The 23,770-nt window shown below is 73.0% G+C and carries 25 protein-coding genes; 3 read left to right on the top strand and 22 right to left on the bottom strand.

Annotated elements, in window-relative coordinates:
• Window positions 1-2: 2 nt before the first annotated feature.
• From CBP52_RS00930 to CBP52_RS00920, 3 genes are all read right to left on the bottom strand, one after another.
• Window positions 3-998 (bottom strand): carbohydrate ABC transporter permease, encoded by a 996-nt coding sequence (locus CBP52_RS00930; RefSeq protein WP_094179444.1) that lies wholly within the window; start codon window positions 996-998, stop codon window positions 3-5.
• Entirely contained in the window at window positions 995-1,921 is a 927-nt protein-coding gene (locus CBP52_RS00925; RefSeq protein WP_094182034.1) for a sugar ABC transporter permease, read from the bottom strand. Before CBP52_RS00925 ends, CBP52_RS00930 begins: the two co-directional genes overlap by 4 nt.
• 158 nt (window positions 1,922-2,079) lie before the next feature.
• Complete coding sequence (locus CBP52_RS00920; RefSeq protein ID WP_094179443.1) at window positions 2,080-3,747, bottom strand: extracellular solute-binding protein; 1,668 nt, start codon at window positions 3,745-3,747, stop codon at window positions 2,080-2,082.
• A 389-nt stretch (window positions 3,748-4,136) separates the two neighbouring features.
• Between CBP52_RS00920 and CBP52_RS00915 the strand changes: the two genes are divergently transcribed.
• Window positions 4,137-7,088, top strand: a complete 2,952-nt coding sequence (locus tag CBP52_RS00915; protein ID WP_369826256.1) for a glycoside hydrolase family 3 N-terminal domain-containing protein — start codon at window positions 4,137-4,139, stop codon at window positions 7,086-7,088.
• Here CBP52_RS00915 and CBP52_RS17420 read toward each other — a convergent pair.
• Window positions 7,078-7,218 carry a hypothetical protein gene (locus tag CBP52_RS17420; RefSeq protein WP_157732460.1) on the bottom strand — a complete coding sequence of 47 codons (141 nt, stop codon included), beginning with the start codon at window positions 7,216-7,218 and terminating at the stop codon, window positions 7,078-7,080. The genes CBP52_RS00915 and CBP52_RS17420 overlap by 11 nt on opposite strands.
• 219 nt (window positions 7,219-7,437) lie before the next feature.
• On the opposite strand from CBP52_RS17420, the gene tatA reads away from it, so the two are divergent.
• Entirely contained in the window at window positions 7,438-7,695 is a 258-nt protein-coding gene (tatA, locus tag CBP52_RS00910) for a Sec-independent protein translocase subunit TatA (RefSeq protein ID WP_094179442.1), read from the top strand.
• A 4-nt stretch (window positions 7,696-7,699) separates the two neighbouring features.
• Here tatA and CBP52_RS00905 read toward each other — a convergent pair whose 3' ends face one another.
• From CBP52_RS00905 to rpmE, 18 genes are all read right to left on the bottom strand, one after another.
• On the bottom strand, window positions 7,700-8,932 hold the full coding sequence (locus CBP52_RS00905; protein ID WP_094179441.1) for an N-acetylglucosamine-6-phosphate deacetylase: 1,233 nt from the start codon (window positions 8,930-8,932) through the stop codon (window positions 7,700-7,702).
• A gap of 4 nt (window positions 8,933-8,936) precedes the next feature.
• Entirely contained in the window at window positions 8,937-9,344 is a 408-nt protein-coding gene (locus CBP52_RS00900; RefSeq protein WP_094179440.1) for a hypothetical protein, read from the bottom strand.
• 35 nt (window positions 9,345-9,379) lie between these two features.
• Window positions 9,380-10,075 (bottom strand): endonuclease NucS, encoded by a 696-nt coding sequence (gene nucS / locus CBP52_RS00895; protein WP_094179439.1) that lies wholly within the window; start codon window positions 10,073-10,075, stop codon window positions 9,380-9,382.
• A gap of 25 nt (window positions 10,076-10,100) precedes the next feature.
• The gene (locus tag CBP52_RS00890; RefSeq protein WP_094179438.1) at window positions 10,101-10,520 is read right to left on the bottom strand and encodes a DUF2550 family protein; all 420 of its coding nucleotides are present in this window, start codon (window positions 10,518-10,520) and stop codon (window positions 10,101-10,103) included.
• A 10-nt stretch (window positions 10,521-10,530) separates the two neighbouring features.
• Window positions 10,531-10,809, bottom strand: coding sequence for a F0F1 ATP synthase subunit epsilon (locus CBP52_RS00885; RefSeq protein ID WP_094179437.1), 279 nt, complete (start codon window positions 10,807-10,809; stop codon window positions 10,531-10,533).
• The gene (atpD, locus tag CBP52_RS00880; RefSeq protein ID WP_094179436.1) at window positions 10,809-12,296 is read right to left on the bottom strand and encodes a F0F1 ATP synthase subunit beta; all 1,488 of its coding nucleotides are present in this window, start codon (window positions 12,294-12,296) and stop codon (window positions 10,809-10,811) included. The genes CBP52_RS00885 and atpD overlap by 1 nt, the downstream gene beginning before the upstream one ends.
• Before the next feature lie 62 nt (window positions 12,297-12,358).
• Window positions 12,359-13,258, bottom strand: a complete 900-nt coding sequence (locus CBP52_RS00875) for a F0F1 ATP synthase subunit gamma (protein WP_094179435.1) — start codon at window positions 13,256-13,258, stop codon at window positions 12,359-12,361.
• Between the two features lie 2 nt (window positions 13,259-13,260).
• On the bottom strand, window positions 13,261-14,889 hold the full coding sequence (atpA, locus tag CBP52_RS00870; RefSeq protein WP_094179434.1) for a F0F1 ATP synthase subunit alpha: 1,629 nt from the start codon (window positions 14,887-14,889) through the stop codon (window positions 13,261-13,263).
• Between the two features lie 55 nt (window positions 14,890-14,944).
• A complete protein-coding gene (locus CBP52_RS00865; RefSeq protein WP_094179433.1) occupies window positions 14,945-15,757 on the bottom strand; it encodes a F0F1 ATP synthase subunit delta in 813 nt (270 codons plus the stop codon).
• The gene (locus CBP52_RS00860; protein ID WP_094179432.1) at window positions 15,757-16,338 is read right to left on the bottom strand and encodes a F0F1 ATP synthase subunit B; all 582 of its coding nucleotides are present in this window, start codon (window positions 16,336-16,338) and stop codon (window positions 15,757-15,759) included. The genes CBP52_RS00865 and CBP52_RS00860 overlap by 1 nt, the downstream gene beginning before the upstream one ends.
• Entirely contained in the window at window positions 16,335-16,565 is a 231-nt protein-coding gene (atpE, locus tag CBP52_RS00855; RefSeq protein WP_094179431.1) for an ATP synthase F0 subunit C, read from the bottom strand. Before atpE ends, CBP52_RS00860 begins: the two co-directional genes overlap by 4 nt.
• 102 nt (window positions 16,566-16,667) lie before the next feature.
• A complete protein-coding gene (gene atpB / locus CBP52_RS00850; RefSeq protein WP_094179430.1) occupies window positions 16,668-17,552 on the bottom strand; it encodes a F0F1 ATP synthase subunit A in 885 nt (294 codons plus the stop codon).
• A 77-nt stretch (window positions 17,553-17,629) separates the two neighbouring features.
• Window positions 17,630-18,112: a hypothetical protein gene (locus CBP52_RS00845; RefSeq protein ID WP_094179429.1), complete on the bottom strand. Its 483-nt coding sequence runs from the start codon at window positions 18,110-18,112 to the stop codon at window positions 17,630-17,632.
• Entirely contained in the window at window positions 18,048-19,217 is a 1,170-nt protein-coding gene (locus tag CBP52_RS00840) for an MraY family glycosyltransferase (protein WP_094179428.1), read from the bottom strand. The genes CBP52_RS00845 and CBP52_RS00840 overlap by 65 nt, the downstream gene beginning before the upstream one ends.
• Window positions 19,214-19,981, bottom strand: a complete 768-nt coding sequence (locus CBP52_RS00835) for an L-threonylcarbamoyladenylate synthase (RefSeq protein ID WP_094179427.1) — start codon at window positions 19,979-19,981, stop codon at window positions 19,214-19,216. Before CBP52_RS00835 ends, CBP52_RS00840 begins: the two co-directional genes overlap by 4 nt.
• Window positions 19,978-20,916 (bottom strand): peptide chain release factor N(5)-glutamine methyltransferase, encoded by a 939-nt coding sequence (gene prmC, locus CBP52_RS00830; RefSeq protein WP_232514593.1) that lies wholly within the window; start codon window positions 20,914-20,916, stop codon window positions 19,978-19,980. Before prmC ends, CBP52_RS00835 begins: the two co-directional genes overlap by 4 nt.
• Window positions 20,913-21,998, bottom strand: coding sequence for a peptide chain release factor 1 (gene prfA / locus CBP52_RS00825; protein WP_094179426.1), 1,086 nt, complete (start codon window positions 21,996-21,998; stop codon window positions 20,913-20,915). The genes prmC and prfA overlap by 4 nt, the downstream gene beginning before the upstream one ends.
• Window positions 21,999-22,126: 128 nt before the next feature.
• Window positions 22,127-22,339 carry a 50S ribosomal protein L31 gene (rpmE, locus tag CBP52_RS00820; protein ID WP_048342972.1) on the bottom strand — a complete coding sequence of 71 codons (213 nt, stop codon included), beginning with the start codon at window positions 22,337-22,339 and terminating at the stop codon, window positions 22,127-22,129.
• Between the two features lie 210 nt (window positions 22,340-22,549).
• Here rpmE and CBP52_RS00815 point away from each other — a divergent pair, with 210 nt between their 5' ends.
• Window positions 22,550-23,716 carry a glycosyltransferase family 4 protein gene (locus tag CBP52_RS00815; protein WP_094179425.1) on the top strand — a complete coding sequence of 389 codons (1,167 nt, stop codon included), beginning with the start codon at window positions 22,550-22,552 and terminating at the stop codon, window positions 23,714-23,716.
• The last annotated feature ends 54 nt before the right edge of the window (window positions 23,717-23,770 follow it).

Below are 23,770 nucleotides of genomic sequence, written 5' to 3'. Positions count from 1 at the left end.
CCTCAGCCCTTGACGGCGCCGAAGATGACGCCCTTGGTGAAGTGGCGCTGGACGAACGGGTACACGACGAGGATCGGGATCACCGCGAGCACCATCACGGCCATCTTCACGGGCATACCCGTGACGGCGCCCGCGCCGACGTCCACCTGCCCGGTTCCCGAGCCCGGCAGGGTCACGCCCTGCAGCACGTACGAGCGCAGGACGAGCTGCAGCGGCCACTTGGTGTTGTCGTTGATGTAGAGCATCGCGTTGAAGAACGCGTTCCAGTAGCCCACGCCGTAGAACAACGCGACGACGGCGACCACGGCCTTCGACATGGGCAGCACGATCCGCAGCAGGATCCGCCAGTCACCCGCGCCGTCCATGCGCGCCGCGTCGAGGATCGCATTGTCGATGCCCATGAAGAAGTTGCGCAGGATCAGGACGTTGAACGCCGAGACCGCGCCCGGCAGGATCAGCGCCCAGTACGTGTCGATCAGGTCGAGCGAGCTCACCAGCAGGTACGTCGGGATCATGCCCGCACCGAAGAACATGGTCACGAGGAACACGAACAGGATCGGCCGGTGCGCGAACGAGCCCGGGCGCGACAGGCCGTACGCGGCGAGCACCGACACGACCACCGAGATGACCGTGCCCACCGCGGTGACGCCGACGCTCACGAGCGCGGCCCGGGTCACGACGCCACCCGACAGGATCTGCGTGTAGGCGCGCAGCGTGAGGTCCCCGGGGACGACGACGAGCCCGCCCGCGTCGATGGACTCCTGCGTGGTCGACAGGCTCGTCACGACGACGGTCCACAGCGGGAACAGCACCGCCAGGACGACGAGCGTGAGCACGACGACCTTCGTCGTCTGACCCGCGAGCGAGGGGCGTTCCTCCCACACGGCGCGGTACTTGTTGCGGCGCGGCCGGCGCGGTCTCCTGCCACGCGCGTCGTCGACGACGTCGCGTGGCAGCACCGCCGCCTGACCTGAGATCTCCGGACCGGTCCCCGTCATGCGCGCTGGTACACCCCCGCCTCACCGAACACGTGCGCGAGCTTGTTCGCCCCGAGGACGAGCGCGAGGCTCACGACACCCTTGACCAGCCCCGCGGCGGCCGCGAAGCTCCAGTCCCCGTAGATGACACCCTGGTAGTAGACGTAGGTGTCGATGACCTCGGACACCTGCGCACCGACCGCGTCGCGCTGCAGGATCAGCTGCTCGAACCCGACCGTCAGCGCGTCGCCGAGGCGCAGGATCAGCAGCAGGACGATGACGGGCCGCAGCGCGGGCAGCGTCACGTGCCACATGCGACGCCAGCGGTTCGCGCCGTCCATGACGGCGGCCTCGTACTGCTCGGGCGGCACCGTGCTGAGCGCGGCGAGGAAGATGATGATCCCCCAGCCGGCGTCCTTCCAGATCGACTGCGACGTGATGAGCACCAGGAACGTGTCCGGGTTCGTCATGAACGTCACGGCGTGGTCGACGCCGTTGTTGCGCAGCGTCTGGTTGATGAGCCCCGCGCCGCCGAAGATCTGCTGGAAGATCGTCACGACGAGCACCCACGAGAAGAAGTGGGGCAGGTAGACGATCGACTGGATGACCGTGCGGACGCGCGGCGAGACGACGCTGTTGAGCAGGAGCGCCAGGAAGATCGGGACCGGGAAGTAGAACACGAGCTGGAACAGCGTGATCGCGAGCGTGTTCTCGACCGCGTCGAGGAACAGCGGGTTGTCGAACACCCGCACGAAGTTGTCCCAGCCGACGAAGGGGCTCGCGACGAAGCCCTGGTAGGGCGAGTAGTCCTGCCACGCGATGACGTTGCCGAGCATCGGGACGTACGCGAACACGACCAGGAGCACGATCGCGGGCAGCGTCATGAGCAGCAGCGAGCGGTCGCGGCGCAGCCGGGTGGTCCACGGGACCGCACGGTGCGGCACGTTGGTGCCCGGCCGCCGCGGGCCGCGCGGCGCCCGCGTCCTGGCGGCCGTCCGTGCGTCCGACCCTGCGGCCGGTCCGCTCGTCGGGCCGCTCGTCGGGCCGTCCGCAGGTGCCGCCGCCTCGTCGGCGGCGGCACCCTGCGTGAGTCGAGCACCCGTCACAGCTGGTCCAGGATCTCCTGGTAGAACGCGCGCAGCTCCTCGCCGCCCGACGCCTTCCAGGTCTCGACCGCGGGATCGAGGTCGGTGAGCTTCTTGCGGCCGCGCACGATGTCCTTCTCGAGGTCGACGAACGGCTGACCGATCGACGCGTACCGCGCCGGCTCGACGATCTGCATCGCGAAGAACAGCGGCTCGGTCACGTACTGCGCCGCGTCCGCCATCCACGTGCTGTACGCCTCGACGAAGCCCGGGTACTGCACGCGGGCCTGCGCGACCGGCGGGTCCACCAGGAACATGTACGTGGGCTGCAGCTCGGTCGCCGCGAGCTCGGTCGGCACGGGCATGCCCTGGTCGTCCTTGGTGTAGTGCACCCCCTCGACGCCGTTGTTGATGACGTCGAACTCGGTGGTGCCGAACGGTGCCGCGAGCACGTTGGCGAGTGCGAGCAGCTCGGTGATGCGCGCCTCGTCGTCGGACTTCTTGAGGAACGAGAAGATGTTCGCCGGGTTGCCCTGGAACAGCACGGGCGTGCCGCCGTCGGCCGCGATCGGCGCGAACGGCTGCTGCCAGTAGTCGGGGTTCGCGCCCAGGTTGTCGCGCAGCGCCTCGTGCCAGCCGCCCAGGCCGTCGCTCGCGATGAGGGAGCGCCCGCCCTGGAACCGGGTCTTCGCCTCGCCCGTGTTACCGGCGACCGCGTCGGGGTGGACGGCGCCCGACGCGAACAGCTTCGCGGTCCACTCGAGCGCGGCGCGGTACTCCTCGGTCTCGACGCGGTGGACGAGCGTGTCGCCGTCGAGCGTCCACTTGGGGGGCACCGCGAACATCTGGGTCGCGGTGATCCACAGGTCCTCGGCGCCGTACACGTTGCCGCCCGTGAGCTCCTTCGCGAGGTCGAGCAGGTCCTGCGCCGAGCGCACGTCGACGGTGATGCCCTTGGCCTCGATGAGGTCCTTGCGGTAGAAGGTCGCGTCGGTGATGAGCTCGCCCGGGAACGGCAGGCCGTAGAGGCGGTCGTTGAACACGCAGAACTTCCACGCCGCGGTGGGGATGTTCGCGAGGTTCGGGTAGTCCTTGACCTTGTCGCCCGCGAGGAAGGGCGTGAGGTCCTGGAACAGGTTCGGCACGATCTCCGAGCCGAACCGCGGCGGGATGTTCCACGTCGGGACGCACACCCAGTCCGGCACGTCCTTCGCGGACGCGAGCACGGTCGCGAGCTTGTCGCCGTACGTGTTGCCGTCCGAGATGCGGAACTCGATCGTCGAGCCGAGCGCGCCGTTGACCGCCTCGTAGTACTTGTTGCCCTGGACCGGCGGGATGGTGCCCCACAGGGGCGTCATCGCGGTGAACGTCAGGCCCGTGCCCGGCGGCTCGGGGACCGACTGCACGAACGACTCCGGGATGGTCGTGTACCCCGGCGTCGAGCCGTTGACGCCCGGGACGTCGGGCTTCGCGTACTCCACGGGGTAGTACGCGGGCAGGATCTGCGCGGACACGGTCGCCTGCGCGGAGGGCGCAGCGGCGCCGCCCTGCCCGCCGCCGCTGCACGCGGACAGCAGCGACGGCACACCGACGACCGCGGCACCCGCGGCGATCATCCCGAGGAACCCACGGCGGCCGACCTCCACGTCGGCGAGCCGGCCGGTTCGAGGGGTGGAGCTGTTCATGAGCGTCCTCACTCCCTTATGCGGACGAGCCCCGCGCACGCCTCGGTGCACGGGGAAGACAGGCACCTGCTCGGCCAGACATCGGCGCGAGTCGACGCGCTGCGGACGGCCGCCGAACCGCCGACCCGGTTGTCGAAGCGGTTCGACGGGGAACGTAGCCGGGATGCCGTCGGATTGCAACCATCCTCACCGATCCGGGTGGAGACCTCCGGCGTTGCCGGGTTCCGTGTCCGAAACCTGGACGTCAACGTGGTTCGTCCGGGCGCCCACGCGCGCTCTGCCGCGATCACGGCACCGCTCGGTGCCGCCCGGACTTGTGATCCACGCCATCGAATCGGTTCAATGACCGGCGGCGACTGCCACCCTGTGCCGCCTGGAGGAGAGCGACCGTGCCCGACGTGACCACCCCCGACCCGCGTGCGCCGTACCTCGACCCGTCGCGCTCGCCGCGCGAGCGGGCGGCCGACCTCGTCGGGCGCCTCACGCGCGACGAGAAGATCGCGATGCTGCACCAGCGTGGCCCCGCGGTCGAGCGGCTCGGCCTGCGCGCGTTCACGACCGGCGCCGAGGTCCTGCACGGCGTCTCCTGGCTCGGCACCGCGACGGTGTTCCCGCAGCCCGTGGGCCTCGCCGCGACGTGGGACCCGGACCTGCTGCGCCGCGTCGGCGACGCGGTCGGCGTCGAGCTGCGCGCCAAGCACGCCGCCGACCCGTCCGTCTCGCTCAACGTGTGGGCGCCCGTGGTCAACCCGCTGCGCCACCCCGCCTGGGGCCGCAACGAGGAGGGCTACTCCGAGGACCCGTACCTCACCGCCGAACTCGCCACGGCGTACGCGCACGGCCTGCGCGGCGACCACCCGACGTACTGGCGCACCGTCCCCACGCTCAAGCACGCGTTCGGCTACAACAACGAGACCGACCGCGCCGTGACGAGCTCGCAGCTGCGCCCGCGCGTGCTGCGGGAGTACGAGCTGCCCGCGTTCACCGGTCCCCTGCGGGCACGGGCCGCGGGCGCGGTCATGGCCGCGTACAACCTCGTCGACGGCCGCCCCAACCACCTCGCGGGCGAGCTGCTGGACCTGCTGCGAGAGGCGACGCCCGACGCGCTGTTCGTGGTCTCCGACGCCGCCGCGCCCGGCTTCGTGGTCGACCTCCAGCGGTTCTACGACGACCACGTCGAGGCGCACGCGGCGATGCTGCGCGCCGGGATCGACTCGTTCACCGACAACGACGCCGACGCGGGCCCGACGACGCGGCGCGTCGGCGAGGCGCTCGAGCGGGGGCTCGTCGACGAGGCGGTCATCGACCGCGCGGTGGCGCGCCAGCTCGAGCTGCGGATCCGCACCGGCGAGCTCGACCCCGAGCTCGACCCGTTCGTCGTGCCCGCGGACGCGATCGACCTGCCCGAGCACCGGGCGCTCGCCCGCGAGGCCGCGGCGCGCGGCGTCGTCGTCCTCGAGAACGCCGGCGCGCTCCCCGTCGCACCGGGTGCCGTCGTCGCGGTCGTCGGACCGTTCGCCGAGCGCGTGCTGCACGACTGGTACTCGGGCACCCCGCCGTACACCGTCGGTCTCGCGACCGCGCTGCGTGAGCGGCTCGGCGACGCCCACGTGCGGGTCGCGGACGGAGCGGACCGGATCGTCCTGCGCTCCCGCAGCACCGGCCGGGCCGTGCGGGCCGCGGGCGCGGGCCACGTCCTGGTCGCGGACGGCGACGCCCGCGACGCGGCCGCGCAGCACGACGCGACGCTCTGGGAGAGCGGGCTGTGGACGCTGCACGTCGCCGCGACCGGCCTGCTGTGGACCGGCGCACGGTGGGTCGCGCACGCCGACGCCACCCGCGTCGGCGGATGGGTCGCGCAGGAGACGTTCCGCCGGCACGTGCACGACGACGGCACGTGGTCGCTGCAGCACGCCGGCTCGGGCCGGTGGCTGCGTGTGCAGCACGACGAGCAGGGCACGCTCGTCGCCGACGGCGAGACGCTCGCGCACGCCGAGCGGTTCGCCGTCGAGACCGTCCGCGCGGGTGCCTGCGCCGTCCGCGAGTCGTGCGACGGCGCGGACGTCGTGGTGGTCGCGCTCGGCAACGACCCTCACCTGGGCGGACGCGAGACGCAGGACCGCCCCGCGCTGACGCTCCCCACCGGCATGCTCGCCACCTGGCGGGTCGCGGCAGACGCGTCACCGGCGGCCCGGCACGTGCTGCTCGTCGTCTCGTCGTACCCGTACGTGCTGCCGGAGGACCTCGACGCCGACGCCGTCGTGTGGACGTCGCACGGCGGGCAGGAGCTCGGGCACGGCCTCACCGACGTCCTGGTGGGCGACTCGGAGCCCACCGGCAGGCTCGCCCAGGCGTGGCCCGCGCGGGTCGAGGACGTCGGCGACCTGCTCGACTACGACGTCATCGCCGCCCACCACACCACGTGGTACGCGACCGCGGCGCCGCGTTACGCGCTGGGCCACGGGCTCACCTACGGCGAGGTCGCCTACCGCGCCGTGACGCCGACCGCACGCACGTGGGCCGCCGCGGGCACGAGCGGTGGCGACGACGAGGTCGCCCTCACCGTCACGGTCCGCAACGACGGGACGCGCACCGCGCACGAGCTCGTCCAGGTGTACGCCGACGCACCGGCCCACCGGCTGCCGTACGGCCACCGCCTCGTCGCGCACGCACGCGTCGCGCTCGAGCCCGGCGCGACGCGCGACGTCGAGCTGCGGGTGCCCCTCGCGCGACTCGCGACCTGGGACGTCACGCGCGACCGCTTCGTCGTCGAGCCCGGGACCTACGTGCTCGGCGTGGGGGCGTCCGCCGCCCGCCTGCCGCTGCGTGCGTCGCTGACCGTCACCGGCGAGCCCGTCCCGCCGCGCGCGCTCGTCGGGCACGCGGTGCGCGCGGCCGACGCCGACGAGCTGCACGACGTCGAGCTCACGGCCCGCACGCGCGAGCGCGGCACCGCGGTCCAGGTCGCGCGCCGGCGTGCCCGCGGGTCGGTGGTCATGTCCACGTGCGACCTCGCCGGCGCACGCGCGGTGCGGGCGGTCGTCGCGCGCACCGGACCGGGGACCGCGCGGGTCGAGGTCGAGGTGCGCGTCGACGTCGACGCGATCCCCGACCGCCTGGCTCACGCGGCGGGTGGCACGGCGGGTAGCGCGGCCGACGAGGCGACGGAAGAGCCGTGGCGCACGGTCGCGCGGCTGGAGGTCCCCGCCGGCGGCGGCCGCTGGGACTGGCGCACGGTCGAGGCCCTCCTCGACCCGGGTCCGGACGGCACGCCGCTCGGCGACGTCCGGCTCGTGCTCGTCGGCGCGGCCTGCCTCGCGACCGTCGAGCTCACGCCGTGACGGCGCTCCGCACGAGCCAGCGGTGGCCGTAGGGGTCGACGAGCCAGCCGCCGCGCGTGCCGTCCGGCAGGTCCGCCGGCGGCCGGTCCGGCGTCGCACCCACCCGCAGCGCGTCCGCCCACGCGCCCATACCGCGTCCCTTCGTCCACGGGTCGGCGTCGGTCGCCGGCCCTGTTCGAGGCGGTTCGAGGCGGTTCGAGGCGGTTCGAGGCGGTTCAATTCAACGCCGCGAGCGGAGCACCGGTCAACGGCGGGCGTCGCGGGCGTTGGTTGACGGATCGGACCTGCTGGGCGACCATGGGCCGTTGAAGCGCTTCGACGACGAAGCCCCGAGCTGGGAGAACCGCCCGTGCTGCGAAACCTGTCCGCCTGGCACCTCGTCATCCTGGTAGCCGTGCTCGTGCTGCTGTTCGGCGCGAACAAGCTGCCCGAGCTCGCGCGCGGCGTCGGGCAGTCGCTGCGGATCTTCAAGAGCGAGGTCAAGGACCTCACGGCCGACGAGCCCGCCGGCAGCCCCGCCGCGCCCGTCGGCCTCGCCCCCACAGCCCCCGGCGGCGTCGTGCCCGCACCCGCCACCCCGCCGGGTCCGCAGCAGCCCGCGGCCTGACGGGTCAGTCCACCGGCACACCCGCGCGCAGCACGAGCTGCGGCGTGAGGTCTCCGTCCACGACCAGGACGTCCGCCCGCAGGCCCGCCACCAGGCCGCCCACGTCCCGCAGCCCGAGCACCGTCGCCGGCGTGAGGGACGCCGCGCGCACCGCGTCGACCACCGGCACACCCGCGGCCACGGTCGCGCGCACGACGTCGAGCAGGTGCGCGACCCCGCCCGCGATCGCGCCCGCCTCACCGTCGCCGTCGACGACCCGCGCCACACCGTCGGCGACCCGCACCGCCATCGGCCCGAGCTGGTAGTCGCCGTCGGCCATCCCCGCGGCCGCCATCGCGTCGGTCACGAGCGCCACCGCGTCCGCACCGACCAGGTCGAACACCGCCACGACCGTCGCAGGATCCAGGTGCGTGCCGTCCGCGACGAGCTCGACGACGAGCTCACCGCGCCCCGCTGCCGCGAGGCACGCCAGGACCGGACCCGGGTCGCGGTGGTGCACCGGGCGCATCCCGTTGAACAGGTGGGTTGCGGTCGGCCGGCCCGAGCGCGCCGCCGGGTCCGCCGCGAGCAGGTCGAACGTGCGGTCGACGGCCGCCTCCACCTGCACCGCGCTCGCGTCCGTGTGGCCGATCGACGGGAGCGCGCCGCCGCGCACCAGGGCGGCCAGCACGTCGTCGCCCTGCCCCGCGTGCACACCGACGACCTCGGGCGCGACCGTCATCGTCACCAGGTGCCCGCGCGCCGCCTGGACCACCGCGTCGACCAGTGCCGGGTCGCCCGCGAGCATGTCACCGGGGTTCTGCGCGCCGCAGCGCGCGTGCGACAGGAACGGCCCCTCGAGGTGGATGCCCGCGACGACGCCGGCGTCGGCCGCGTCCGCGAGCAGAGCCGTGCGCGCGAGCAGGACGTCCGGCGGAGCCGTCACCAACGACGCGACGAGCGTCGTCGTCCCGTGGCGCAGATGCTCGTGCGCCGCGGTCGCGACCTGCTCCGCCGTCGTCGCGTCCGGGAAGCTCGCACCGCCACCCCCGTGGCAGTGCACGTCGACCAGACCGGGCAGCACGATGTCGTCGGATGCCTCGGGCAGGCGCTCGTTCCACGGCGCGGGCGCCTCGTCCGCGCGACCGATCCAGGTGATCGTCGCGCCCCGGGTGACCAGGAGCCCGTCCTCGAGCACGTGCGTCGGCGTGACGACCCGGCCACGCAGCAGGATCTCGGACTCCGGGAGGTCGCTCACGCGGTCATTGTCCCCCACGCCCCCGCGACCACGCGGCCCACACGCACGCCCCCGCCGCGGACGCCGCACCGACGGACGCGAGGACGACGCCCCACCAGGACGCCACACCCGCCTGCAGCACGACCAGACCGGCCAGGAGCGCGACGCCCGCGCCGAGCGCCCCGTACACCGCGGCGCGGTGCGCGGGTCCGGCGTCGACCAGCCGGTGCTCGACCAGCATCGCCCCCGTCCCCCCGACGACGAGCACGGGGACGGCCCCGAGCACCACCGCGTACGAGACCAGCCCGACCCCCAGCCCGCCCGCGCCGGTCACGAGTGCGAGCACCACGCCGAGGACCCAGCACAGCACGAGCGCGCGCCAGACGACGCCCGCCGCGCGACGGACGTCCAGGTCGGGAGCGGTGCCGGTCATGCCGTCATCATCGCGGACCCACGCCGGTCGCGGGGTCAGAAGAGCCGGGAGTCCACGTCGTCGACGCCACGCATCGCGTCGTAGTCGAGCGTCAGGCACGCGATGCCGCGGTCGGTCGCGAGCACGCGCGCCTGCGGCTTGATCTCCTGCGCCGCGAACACGCCCCGCACGGGCGCGAGCAGCGGGTCGCGGTTGAGCAGCTCGAGGTAACGCGTGAGCTGCTCGACCCCGTCGATGTCGCCGCGGCGCTTGATCTCGATCGCGACCGACCCGCCCGTGGGGTCCTTCGCGAGGATGTCCACCGGGCCGATCGCCGTGGGGTACTCGCGGCGCACCAGCACGTGCCCGTCGCCGAGCAGGCCGATCTGGGCGGCCAGGAGCTCCTGGAGGTGCGCCTCCACGCCGTCCTTGACGAGGCCCGGGTCCACCCCGAGCTCGTGCGCGCTGTCGTGCAGCACGTCGAACAGCTCGATCTCGAGCCGGTCGTCGGACTTCTGGTGCTGCACGGTCCAGACCTGCGTGACCCCCGCGGCGCGCGACTCGTCGTCCGGCTCGCCCACCGCCAGCGAGCACGGCGGGCTCATCCAGTTCAGCGGCTTGTAGGAGCCGCCGTCGGAGTGCAGCAGCACGCTGCCGTCCGCCTTGACGACGAGCAGACGCGTCGCGCGAGGCAGGTGGGCCGACAGCCGGCCCGTGTAGCGGGCCGCGCAGGACGCGACGACGAGACGCACGCGAGGATCCTCCCGGACGAGGGGGTCAGATGACCGAGCCGACGCGCGACGGCGTCGCCTCGATCCAGGAGGTGAGGCCCGCGTACGCGTCCGCGGAGAGCAGCAGCTCGAACTCGACCGGCCGCCCGGCGGACCGGGACCGGCACGTCACGACGAGGTCGCCGGGCGCACCGGGGACGTCGGCCTGGCGCTTGGCGACGACCGCGAGGGACTCGCGCTCCCACCGCCGCGCGGGCCGCGGGGCCAACGACCACGAGCGCCACCAGTACAGGGACGCCGCGCCGTACTGCGCCACGCCACCCGGCCAGCGGGTGCCGTGGCGCAGCGCGCAGCGGAAGGACCCCACGCGGCGGTCGAGCGTGTGCCGTCGCGAGAGCCACAGGGCAGCCGTCACGAGCGCGAGCAGCACCACCGTCACGACTGCGACGACGACGCCCCCGTGCACGCGGCCGGCCTCAGTGGGACGAGGACGTCGAGTCGCTCAGCGCGTCGACGACGATCGTGACCGTGTCCGAGTCGACGGACAGGAAGCCCCCGTCGACGTGCCACGAGAGCACACCCTCGCCCTCGGTGCGCACCCGCACCTCACCCGCGCGGAGCACCGAGAGGATCGGCGTGTGCCCCGCGAGGATGCCGATCTCCCCGTCGGCCGCGGGGGCCGAGACCTGGCGGGCCCGGCCCGACCAGACCTTGCCCACCGCGTCGACCAGGTCGACCTCGAGCGTGGCCGCCATCAGACCCCGTACTCCTTCTGGATGCGGGCCCAGTTCTTCTCGAGGTCCTCGAGGCCACCGATGTTGAAGAACGCCTGCTCGGCGATGTGGTCGAACTCGCCCGCGGCGATCTTCTTGAACGCCTCGACCGTCTCGGACACCGGCACGGTCGAGCCGACGACACCCGTGAACTTCTCGGCCATGTAGGTGTTCTGCGACAGGAACTGCTGGATGCGACGCGCCCGCGCGACGACGGTCTTGTCCTCCTCCGACAGCTCGTCGACACCGAGGATCGCGATGATGTCCTGGAGCTCCTTGTTGCGCTGCAGGATCGACTTGACCTGCGTCGCGACGTCGTAGTGCTCCTGGCCCACGTAACGCGGGTCGAGGATGCGGCTCGTCGACGACAGCGGGTCGACCGCGGGGTACAGACCGCGCGAGGCGATCTCACGGCTGAGCTCGGTGGTCGCGTCGAGGTGCGCGAACGTCGTGGCCGGGGCCGGGTCGGTGTAGTCGTCCGCCGGCACGTAGATGGCCTGCAGCGACGTGATCGAGTGACCGCGGGTCGAGGTGATGCGCTCCTGCAGGAGGCCCATCTCGTCGGCCAGGTTCGGCTGGTAGCCCACCGCGGACGGCATGCGGCCGAGCAGCGTCGACACCTCGGAACCGGCCTGCGTGAACCGGAAGATGTTGTCGATGAACAGCAGCACGTCCTGGTTCTGCACGTCGCGGAAGTACTCCGCCATCGTCAGTGCCGAGAGGGCCACGCGCAGACGCGTGCCCGGCGGCTCGTCCATCTGGCCGAAGACGAGGGCCGTCTTGTCGAAGACGCCCGCCTCCTCCATCTCGACGATGAGGTCGTTGCCCTCACGCGTGCGCTCACCGACGCCCGCGAACACCGACACACCACCGTGGTCCTGCGCGACGCGCTGGATCATCTCCTGGATGAGGACCGTCTTGCCGACGCCCGCACCACCGAACAGGCCGATCTTCCCGCCCTGCACGTACGGCGTGAGCAGGTCGATGACCTTGATGCCGGTCTCGAACATCTGCGTCTTCGACTCGAGCTGGTCGAAGGCCGGGGGCTTGCGGTGGATGGGCCAGCGCTCGGTGATCTCGAGCGTCTCGCCCTCGGCCAGGTTCAGCACGTCACCCGTGACGTTGAAGACCTTGCCCTTGGTCACGTCGCCGACGGGCACCGAGATCGGGGCACCGGTGTCGGTCACCTGGGCGCCACGGACGAGGCCGTCCGTCGGCTTGAGGGCGATGGCGCGCACGAGCGAGTCGCCGAGGTGCTGCGCGACCTCGAGCGTCATGCGCAGCGTGCCCTCACCCTCGCCCTCACCCTGGCCGGACAGGTCGATGTCGACCGTCAGGGCGTTGTAGATCTCGGGGATCTGGTCCGCCGGGAACTCGATGTCCACGACGGGGCCGATGACGCGGGCGACGCGACCGACGCCGGGCGTGCCGGCGGCGGTGGCCGTCTCGTCGACGGTGGTGGCGGTCATGTCTGGCCTGCTTTCTCGTCCCGGGGTGGTCGACCCCGGCGTGGTCTTCGGTCGGTCGTGGCTCAGGAGGCCGAGGCGAGCGCGTCGGCGCCCGACACGATCTCGCTGATCTCCTGCGTGATCTCGCCCTGACGGGCCTGGTTGGCCAGTCGGGTGTACGTGCGGATGAGGTCCTCCGCGTTGTCGGTCGCGGTGTGCATGGCCCGCTGACGCGCGGCGAGCTCGGACGCCGCGGCCTGCAGCAGGCTCGCGAAGATCCGGGCGCGGAAGTAGCGCGGCAGCAGCGCGTCGAGCACCGTCTCCGGGTCCGGCTCGAAGTCGTACAGCGGGAGCGGACCGCCGTCGCCGGCGGGCGCGACACCCTCCACGACCTCGAGCGGCAGGAGCCGGATGACCCGGGGCCGCTGCGTGACCATGTTGACGAACTGCGTGTACACGACGTGCACCTCGGCCACGCCGCCCTCGTCGGCCGGGGCGCCGAACCGCTCCAGGAGCGTGTCGGCGATCTCCCGTGCCGTCTCGAGCTGCGGGGCGTCGGACTGGCCGACCCACCGCCCCGCCAGCTCACGCTGGCGGAACGTGTAGTAGCTCACCGCGCGGCGGCCCGAGACGTACAGGTCGACCTCGCGGCCCTCGTCGCGCAGCTGCTCGATGAGCCGCTCCGTCTCGCGGATGACGGTCGCCGAGTAGGCGCCCGCCATGCCGCGGTCCGACGCGACGAGCAGCACGGCCACGCGGTTGGTGTCGGTCCGCCTCGCGAGGAACGGGTGCGTCACGTCCGAGTGGGTGGCCACGGCCGAGACGGCACGCGTGATCGCCCGCGAGTACGGCGACGCCAGGGCCACCCGGTCGCGGGCCTTGCCGATGCGGGACGCAGCGATGAGCTCCTGCGCCCGGAACATCTTCTTGAGCGACTGGGTGGACTTGATGCGCTGCTTGTAGACGCGCTGCGAACCGGCCATGCTCAGGCCTTCTTCTGCCGGACGATCTGCTCCTGCTCGACCTCGACCTCGGCGTCCTCCTCGGCACCGCCGACGAGCGGCGTCCCGTCGAACTTGAGGAAGCCCCCGCGGAACTGCTCGACCGCGGACGCGAGCTGCTGCTCGGTCTCGTCGCCGAGCTTGCCCGTCGAGGCGATCGTCGTGAGCACGTCCGTGTTACGGCGCAGGTGGTCGAGCAGCTCGTACTCGAACCGCTTGACGTCCTCGATCGGCACGTCGTCCAGGTGGCCCTTGGTGCCGGCCCAGATCGACGCGACCTGGTCCTCGACCGGGTACGGCGTGTACTGCGGCTGCTTGAGCAGCTCGGTCAGGCGCGAGCCACGGGCCAGCTGGGCGCGCGACGTCGCGTCGAGGTCCGACGCGAACATCGCGAACGCCTCGAGCGAGCGGAACTGCGCGAGGTCCAGCTTGAGCGTGCCGGAGACCTGCTTCATCGCCTTGACCTGGGCCGCACCACCGACGCGCGACACCGAGATGCCGACGTCGACCGCGGGACGCTGGTCCGCGTTGAACAGGTCCGACTGGAGGAAGATCTGGCCGTCGGTGATCGAGATGACGTTCGTCGGGATGTACGCCGAGACGTCGTTCGCCTTGGTCTCGATGACCGGCAGACCCGTCATCGAGCCCGCGCCCAGCTCGTCCGAGAGCTTGGCGCAACGCTCGAGCAGCCGGGAGTGCAGGTAGAAGACGTCACCGGGGTACGCCTCGCGGCCCGGCGGGCGACGCAGGAGGAGCGACACGGCGCGGTACGCCTCGGCCTGCTTCGACAGGTCGTCGAACACGATGAGGACGTGCTTGCCGCCGTACATCCAGTGCTGGCCGATGGCCGAGCCGGTGTAGGGCGCGAGGTACTTGAAGCCCGCCGGGTCGGACGCGGGCGCCGCGACGATGGTCGTGTACTCGAGCGCACCGGCCTCTTCGAGCGCGCCGCGCACCGCGGCGATCGTCGAGCCCTTCTGGCCGATCGCGACGTAGATGCAGCGGACCTGCTGGGTCGGGTCGCCCGAGTCCCAGTTGGCCTTCTGGTTGATGATCGTGTCGATCGCGATCGCCGTCTTGCCGGTCTGGCGGTCGCCGATGATCAGCTGGCGCTGACCGCGGCCGATCGGGATCATCGAGTCGATCGCCTTGATGCCGGTCTGCAGCGGCTCGTGCACGGACTTGCGCGCCATCACGCCCGGCGCCTGCAGCTCGAGCGCACGGCGCGCCTCGACCTCGATCTCGCCCAGGCCGTCGATCGGCTGGCCGAGCGGGTCCACCACGCGGCCGAGGTAGCCGTCACCGACGGGGACCGAGAGGACCTCGCCCGTGCGGCGGACCTCCTGGCCCTCCTCGATGCCGGAGAACTCACCCAGCACGACGACGCCGATCTCGCGCACGTCGAGGTTGAGCGCAAGGCCGAGCGTGCCGTCCTCGAAGCGCAGCAGCTCGTTGGCCATCGCGCCGGGCAGGCCCTCGACCTGGGCGATGCCGTCGCCCGCCAGGGTCACACGGCCGACCTCTTCCGCGACGGCGCCCGTGGGCTCGTAGCTCTTCACGAAGCTGTCCAGCGCGGCGCGGATCTCCTCCGGCCGGATCGTCAGCTCAGCCATTGCTCTCTCCTGTCATGGGCCTGCCGGTGCAGGCTCAGCGTTCTGGGGTGCCGGGTCAGCCGGCGAGTCGTCGTCGGGCGTCGGCGAGGCGGGACAGCACGGTCGAGTCGACCACCTGCGGCCCGACCTGGATGCGCAGACCACCGAGCACGTGCGGGTCCACGATCACGTTGAGCTGCACGTCGCGGCCGTACGCCTGCCGCAGGATCTGCGCCAGGCGGTCACGCTGCGGGCCGGCGAGGTCGGTCGCGCTGGTGACCGTCGCGACCTCGCGGCTACGGCGCTCGGCGATGAGGTCCGCGATGCGCCCGAGCGTGGCCACGTAGCGCCGGCCACGCGGCGCGGACGCCGCGCGCCGCGCGATGATCCCGGTCACGGCACTGCCGCGGCCTGCCAGGATCCGGTCCACGAGGTCGGCGCGCGCCGCTCCCGGGATCGCGGGGTCGAACAGCGCCTGGCGGACCTGGCGCTGACCGGCGAGCGCACGCGTGAGCCGGAACAGCTCCTCCTCGACGTCCGCGAGGCCGTGCTCGTTCTCGGCGCGCGCGACCACGGCGATGAAGCCGAGCCGCTCGAGCGCGTCGGCGAGGTCGGCGTCCGCCGACCAGCGCTGGCGCACCGCGTCCTGCGCGACGGCCACGACCCGGGGGTCGGCAGGGGCCAGGAGCCGCCCGACTAGCGTGGCCTTGGCCTCGCCGTCGACCGACGGGTCGCCGAGCACGCGACGCAGCGAACCGGAGGAGTCGAGCGCGTCGACGAGCGCGAACAGCTGCTCGCCCAGGTCGGACGCCTGTGCCCCGGCGGCGGTGAGAACCGGCTCGAACCGCTCCTCGACCGCCGCCAGCGACGCGCGAGAGGTCCCGCGCATCAGGCCCCCTTGCCGCTCGTCGCCGCGGTCGCCTCGAGCTCGTCGAGGAACCGGTCGACGACGCGCGAGCGCCGTGCCTCGTCCTCGAGCGACTCGCCGACGATCTTCGACGCGAGCTCGGTCGCGAGCGACCCGACGTCCGTGCGCAGCTGCACGGCAGCCTGCTGCCGCTCGGCGTCGATCTGGCGCTGCGTGGTCTCGAGGATGCGAGCCGCCTCCTCCTGCGCGCGCCCGCGCTGCTCGGCGACGATCTGCGCGCCCTCGGCGCGCGCCTCCTCACGGACCCGGGCCGCCTCGGTCCGGGCGTCCGCGAGCTCACGCTCGTACTCCTCGCGCAGCGCCGCGGCCTCGGCCTGGACGGCCTCCGCCTTGGCAAGGCCGCCCTCGATGCGCCGGGCGCGGTCGTCGAGGACCGCCTGCAGCTTCGGCAGGGCGAACTTGTAGAACGGGATCGCGATGATGAGGAGGACGACCGTCGACCAGATGAGGTCGTACGCGGCGGGCAGCAGCAGCTGGACGCCCTCGCCCTCGGTCTCCTCCGCGGCCGTCACGACAGCCGCGGCGATCGCGGCGGCGCTCACGTGAAGAGGAACCCGGTGATGAGGCCGAGCAGGCCGAGCACCTCGACGAAGCCGATGCCGATGAACATCGTCGTGCGGAGCTGACCGGCCACCTCGGGCTGGCGGGCGATGCCCTCGAGGGTCTTGCCGATGAGGATGCCCAGACCGATACCCGGGCCGAGCACCGCGAGGCCGTAGCCGACGGTCGCGATGTTGCCGGAGACGGCGTCGGTGGCGGCGAGGATCATGCTGGTGTCTGCCACGGTCGTTCGTTCCTTCCGTAGGGTCCTCGGCCGGTCGACCGAGGGCTCGTTGTAGTCCGTAGGGTGGCCGCCCTGCGGTGGGTGAGGTCAGTGCTCCTCGGTGATCGAGGAGGAGATGTACACGGCGGTGAGCACGACGAAGATGTACGCCTGGAGTGCGGCGACGAACACCTCGAAGAGCGTGATCGCGATACCGCCCACGAGGCTCGGCACGGCGAAGGCAGACATGCCCGAGGCCTCACGGACGAAGAAGTCCGTCGCCGCGAAGCACAGGACGAGCATCAGGTGACCGGCGACCATGTTGGCCATGAGCCGGATCGCGAGCGTCACGGGCCGGATGACGAACACCGTGAGGAACTCGACGGGCGTCAGCAGCACGTACAGGAAGGGCGGCACGCCCGGGGGGAACAGGCTCGACCGCAGGAAGCCGCCGACGCCCTGCGCGCGGACCCCGGCGCCGATGTACATCACGTACACCCACAGCGCGAGCATGACCGGCAGACCGATCAGGGACGTCCCGGCGATGTTCAGGCCCGGGATCACACCCGTGATGTTGAACGCGAGGATCGCGAAGAAGAGGGTCGTCAGGAAGGCGACGTACTTGCCGGCCTTCTCCTTGCCGATGATGTCCTCGGCGACGTTCTTGCGGACGAAGTCGAGGCCCATCTCCACGACGCTCTGCGTGCGGCCGGGCACCAGCCTGGCCCGCGAGGCGACCGTGCAGACCAGGACGACGAGCGCCACGGCCGCGATGACGCGCACGAGCTGGAGCCTGTTGAACTCGAGCAGCGTGCCCTCGAACAGGAAGGGCGGCGGGAAGAAGTCCGCGATCGACGGCGTGTGGAAGCCGTTGCCCCCCTCGTCGGACGCGAGTGGCAGGAGGGTCGCGAGGCTGGACAGGGTGCGCTCCTGGAGGTCGTTCGCGTCGGCCGGTGCCGCGGCTGTGCGGGCACGCCTTCGACTGCTGGCCATCGGGGTCGGGGGAAGCCTAACCCATCGAAGGTGGTGCCCGAGCCCCTGTCCGGGACCGTCGTCCTACGACTTCGGCGTCACCGCGTGCTCTCGTCCGCGTCGCGCGGCGCGGGCTCCACGTAGGGCAGCCGGGCGCGCGTGACCGCGCGGTAGTCGAGGTACGCCGAGCCCAGCACGCCGACCATGAGCGTCACCGCGAGGACCCCCGGGGAGTAGAAGTCCTGACCGCGCAGGATCGCGAGCACGACGACGACGACGGCGACCTTCGCGAGCCACGTGCCCATGACCACCAGGGCCATCGTCTGCGCGGTCGAACGCGTCGTGAGCAGCATCGCGACGATCGTCGTGCCCGAGAACACCAGGGCGAGCCCCACGCCGACGAGCGCGCCCCACACCCCCGCGGCGCCCGCGACGAGCCACCCGACGAGGGTGCCGATCACGAGCAGCGCGCCGAGCAGGACCAGCACCGTGCGCAGCGAGGTGCGGAAGACGTCCTCAGCTGTGCTGTCGTGCCTCGGGGCGGTCGACGGGTCGTGGTCCGGGCTCGTCGGGGAGGACATGCGGCTCCTTGGAGGTGCGGTGCGACCGGCCGCGCAGCGGCCCGATGGTCAGCAGGACGGCGACGACGACGGCGGCGAGGAAGATCCACAGCACGGTCGTCGTCGAGAACAGGACGAGCGCGCCCACGCCGTAGGCGAAGACGGCCGTCCACAGGTACATGATCGCCACCGCGCGACGGTGGCTGTGCCCGAGGGCGAGCAACCGGTGGTGCAGGTGCAGGCGGTCGGGGTGGAACGGGGACTTGCCCTGGATGGTGCGTCTGATGATCGCCAGCCCCATGTCGAGCAGGGGCAGCAGCAGGACCGCGATGGGCAGCAGGATCGGCAGGAACGCGGGGAACGACTGCCGGCGGGACACCTGCTCGGGGTCGATCTGGCCGGTCACGATGATCGCCGCGGCGGCGAGCACGAACCCGAGCAGCATCGAGCCGGAGTCCCCCATGAAGATGCGCGCGGGGTACAGGTTGTGCGGCAGGAACCCGACGCACGCCCCCACGAGCGCCGCGAGGACGAGCGCGGACAGGCTCGCGTAGTCGCCCGACGTCGCGCGCGTGAGCAGGTAGCAGTACAGGAAGAACGCGCCGCCGCCGATGGCCAGCACGCCCGCGGCGAGGCCGTCGAGCCCGTCGACGAAGTTCACGGCGTTCATCGCGACCACGACGATCACGATGGTGAGGAACGTCCACATGCGCCCCGAGCTCACGGTGACCCCGCCGATCGGCAGCTGGTAGAGCTGCACGCCCTGCCAGGCGAGGAAGCCCGCGGCGAGCACCTGACCCATGAGCTTGGTGAGCCAGTCGAGGTCCCAGATGTCGTCCGCGACCCCGAGCGCGACGACGAGCCCCGCGCCCCCGACGATCCCGACGAGCGCGCGCGGGTTGTCGTACACCCCTTCGAGGAACGGCAGGCGGCTGGCCACGACGATCGTCACGACGACGCCGAGGAACATCGCCAGCCCGCCGAGCCGTGGCGTCGGCACCGCGTGCACGTCGCGGTCGCGCACCGCGGTGATCGCGCCCCAGCGCAGCGCGCACCAGCGGGCGAGCGGCGTCATGAGGTAGGCGACCGCGGCGGCCACCAGGCCGACGAGCAGGTAGACCCTCACCCGGCGGCACCGTCCCCCGTGGCGGGCCGGTCGGCGCCCTCCGGGTCGCCAGGAGCCTCGTCGGGACCGCCCTCGTCCGGAACGCCCTCGTCGGGCACGACCTCGTCGGGCAGGAGCCCGTCCGTGCCGCGCACGGGCGCGACCTCGTTGAGCGCGGCGAGCGAGATCGCCCCCTGCCGCACGACGCGCAGCCGGGGGGTCGTCGCGTCGACGATCGTCGACGCCACCTGCCCCGGCGACGTGCCCGCGTCGAGATACACGCGCACCCGGTCGCCGAGCATGCGGTACGCGTCGGCGGCGCTCAGCGCGGCGTCCTGGCCGGTGCGGTTGGCGCTGGACACGGCCAGCGGGCCGGTGCGGCGCAGCAGCGCACGCGCGGCCGGGTGGTCGGGCACGCGCAGCGCGACGGTGCCGTGCGTCTCGCCCAGGTCCCACGCGAGCGACGGCTGCGCACGCACGATGATCGTCAGCCCGCCGGGCCAGAACGCCTCCGCGAGGAGCCGCGCGTGCGCGGGGACGTCGGTCGCGAGCCCGTCGAGCGTGCGCACGTCGCCGATGAGGACGGGCGGCGGCATCTGCCGGCCGCGCCCCTTGGCGTCGAGCAGCGCCTGCACCGCGGGCGGCGAGAACGCGTCCGCGCCGATGCCGTAGACGGTGTCGGTCGGCAGGACGACGAGCCCGCCGTTCGCGACGACGTCCACCGCCTCGTCGATCGCCGGTCCCCACGTCGCGGGGTCGTGAGCAGACAGGGTGCGCGCGGTCACGGGTGCGATCCTTCCACGTGCGACGGTGCCTTCCGACGTGCCACGAGCATCCGGGCCCGTCCGGTGAGGTCCGGCAGCGTGCCGACGTCGACGAACGCGCCGGTCCGGTCCGCCGCGGCGCGCGCCTGCGCGTCCTGCACCTCGGCGTGCTCCATCACGAGCAGGCCGCCCGGGACCAGGAGCCGCGCGGCGGCGGCGAGCACCGCGCGCGGCACGTCGAGGCCGTCGGCACCACCGCCGTAGAGCGCCAGGTCCGGGTCGTGGTCGCGGACCTCGGGCTCGCGCGGGACCGCGTCGGGCGGGACGTAGGGCGGGTTGGAGACGAGCACGTCGACCTTCCCGACGAGGTCCGCCAGCAGGTCGGGGTCGCGCACGTCGCCCTGCTCGACGCGCAGCGTGCGCGTCCCCACCGCGCCGCTGTTGGCGCGCGTGAGCCCGACCGCCTCCGGCGACAGGTCGACCGCGACCACGTCCGCACCGGGCACCTCGGTGTCGACCGACAGCGCGATCGCGCCGGTCCCGCAGCACAGGTCGACCACGACGGGCGTCGCACCCGCGGCGACGAGGCGCGCGGCCTCGTCGATCGCGACCTGCGCGACGACCTCGGTCTCGGGCCGGGGCACGAACACGCCGGGCTCGACACGCAGCGTGAGGTACCGGAACACGGTGTGCCCGACGATGTGCTGCAGCGGCTCGCGCCGCCGTCGCCGCTCGACGAGCTCCGCGAGCTCCTCGACGAACCCGGCGGGCGCCGGGTCGGGTGCGAGCGCGAGCTCGAGACGCGGCAGCCCGAGCGCGTACGCCGCGAGCGCGACCGCGTCGACGCGCGGCGACGGCACGCCGGCCTCGTCGAGCACGCGCACGGCGGCCTCCACGAGCGTGCGCACGCCGGGCGCGCGGTGCGCGCCCGCGGAGCCGGGGGCCGGGGTGCTCACGCGCCCGCCTCGGCGAGCCGCGCGGCCTCGTCGGCCTCGATCGCGGACGCGACGACGGGCCCGAGGTCGCCCGCGAGGACCGCGTCGAGGTTGTACGCCTTGTAGCCCGTGCGGTGGTCCGCGATCCGGTTCTCCGGGAAGTTGTACGTGCGGATGCGCTCGGAGCGGTCGACCGTGCGCACCTGGCTGCGCCGCGCCTCGCTCGCCGCGGCCGCGGCCTCCTCCTGGCGCGCCGCGAGCAGCCGCGCGCGCAGCACGCGCATCGCCTGCTCGCGGTTCTGCAGCTGCGACTTCTCGTTCTGCATCGACACGACGATGCCCGTGGGCACGTGCGTGATGCGCACGGCCGAGTCGGTCGTGTTGACCGACTGCCCACCGGGGCCGGACGAGCGGTAGACGTCGATCCGCAGGTCGTTCGGGTCGATCTCGACCTCGCCCTCGTCGTCCGCCTCCGGGAAGACGAGCACGCCCGCGGCCGACGTGTGGATGCGCCCGGCCGACTCCGTGACGGGCACGCGCTGCACGCGGTGCACGCCGCCCTCGTACTTCAGGTGCGCCCACACGCCGTCCTCGGGCGCGACGCTCCCGCGCGACTTGACCGCGACCTGGACGTCCTTGAAGCCGCCGAGGTCCGAGGGCGTGGACTCGAGCACCTGCGTCGCCCAGCCCTGCTGCTCGGCGTACCGCAGGTACATGCGCAGCAGGTCGCCCGCGAACAGCGCCGACTCCTCGCCGCCCTCGCCGGCCTTGATCTCGAGGATCACGTCGCGCGCGTCGTCGGGGTCCCGCGGGATCAGGACCTCGCGCAGGCGCGCGGCGGCCTCGTCGGCGGCGGCCCGCAGCGCGGGGAACTCGGCGGCGAACGTCGCGTCCTCGTCCGCGAGCTCGGCGGCGGCCGCCGCGTCGTCGGATGCCGACCGCCACGCCCGGTAGGCCTGCGCGACCCGGCCGAGCTCGGCGTACCGGCGGCCGAGGGTGCGGGCGCGCCCCGCGTCGGCGTGCACCGCGGGGTCCGAGAGCTGTGCCTCGATCTGCGCGTGCTCGGCGAGCAGCGCCTGCGCGGCGGCGAACTGCTCGCTCACGGGACTCCCTCGGGGTGCGGGTGCGACGGGGCACGCGACGCACCCCGGGGACGACGCAGCGCCGGTGCCCTCGCGGACACTGCCATGGAGGGCAGTCGTCCGCGCCGGGCACCGGCGCTGCGGAGGTGCTAGTTGGCCTTCTTGCCGTAGCGGGCCTCGAAGCGGGCCACGCGGCCGCCGGTGTCGAGGATCTTCTGCTTGCCCGTGTAGAACGGGTGGCAGGCGCTGCAGACGTCGGCGTGGATCTTGCCGCTCGTCACGGTGCTGCGGGTGACGAACGTGCTGCCGCAGGTGCACGTGACCTCGGTGACCACGTACTCCGGGTGGATGTCAGACTTCACGGGGATCTCCTTGGTGGGGTGTCTCCGGGTCCCGACGCGGATGTGCGCGGGTGAACCGCAGACCAGCGGACCATTGTGCCAGAACCCCCGCGTGCCCCGAAATCTTCCCCGGGCGTCGACGCGTCCTGCCCACGTCCACGACCACGTCCACGCCCGGGTCCACGCCCGGGTCCACGCCGCCGCCGGCGTGCCGGTCCCTAGGATGCGTGGGTGCCGTCTGCTGCTGGTCCCCGTGACGACGACCGTCGCCTCGTCGTCGGCCTCGTGATCGACGACGACCTCGACCGCCCCGACGGCGTGCAGCAGTACGTGCTCACCCTCGGCGCCGAGCTGACGCGCCGCGGCCACGACGTGCACTACGTGGCGTCCACGACGCGCCGCACGGACCTGCCGCTGCACGTCGTCGGGCGCAACGTGGGGGTCACGTTCAACGGCAACCGTCTCAACACGCCGCTGCCGGCGTCCCGCGCGCAGGTGCGCGACCTGCTGGCGCGCGTGCCGTTCGACGTGCTGCACGTGCAGATGCCGTACTCGCCCGTGCTCGCAGGCCGCGTCGTCTCGGCGGCCGCGCCCCGCACCGCGGTCGTCGGGACGTTCCACATCTACCCGCACTCGTGGTGGGTGAGCGCGGGCACGCGCGCGCTCGGCCTGCTCGAGCGGCGGCGCCTGCGCCGGTTCCGGCACGTGTTCGCGACGTCGCAGGCGGCGGCGCAGTTCGCGCAGCGCACGTTCCGCGTGCCGACGCACGTGCTGGGCAACCCCGTCGACGTCACGCGGTTCCCCCCGGCCACCGGTCCCGTGCGCGCGGACCGCCCGGTCCGCATCGTGTTCCTCGGGCGGCTGGTGCCGCGCAAGGGTCCGCGCGAGCTGCTGGACGCGGTGGTCGCGATGGCACGCGCCGGCACCCGCAACCCGTGGACCCTGACGATCGCCGGGCGCGGGCCCCTGCACGACGAGCTCGCGGCGACGGTCGCGCGCGAGGGACTGACCGGCGTCGACCTGCCCGGGTTCGTCGCCGAGGAGGACAAGGCCGCCCTGCTCGCCGACGCGGACGTCGTCGCGCTGCCGTCGACGGGTGGCGAGAGCTTCGGCATCTCCGTCGTCGAGGCGCTCGCCGCCGCGCGTGGCGTGGTCCTCGCGGGCGACAACCCTGGCTACCGCACGACGATGGCCGGCCTCGAGCGCCAGCTGCTCGACCCGGCCGACACCGCGACGTTCGCGCGCGTGCTCGGCCGGTGGGTCGACGACCCGCAGGGGCGCGCCGCGATCGCCCGGCGCCAGCGCGCCGCCGCGGCACGGTTCGACACGCCCCGCATCGCCGACGAGGTCGAGCGGGCCTACCGCTCGGCGCTCGCCGCCGCGCGCGCCGAGCACTGACGGCGCCCGGCACACACGCGGACGAGCGCACCCGCTGACCAGCGCATCCGCTGA

The sequence above is a fragment of the Cellulomonas sp. PSBB021 genome, from assembly GCF_002240455.1.
Taxonomy (GTDB): Bacteria; Actinomycetota; Actinomycetes; order Actinomycetales; family Cellulomonadaceae; genus Cellulomonas; species Cellulomonas uda.
The sequence above is the reverse complement of the archived record's forward strand: the minus strand, read 5'-3'. Positions and strand labels throughout refer to the sequence as shown.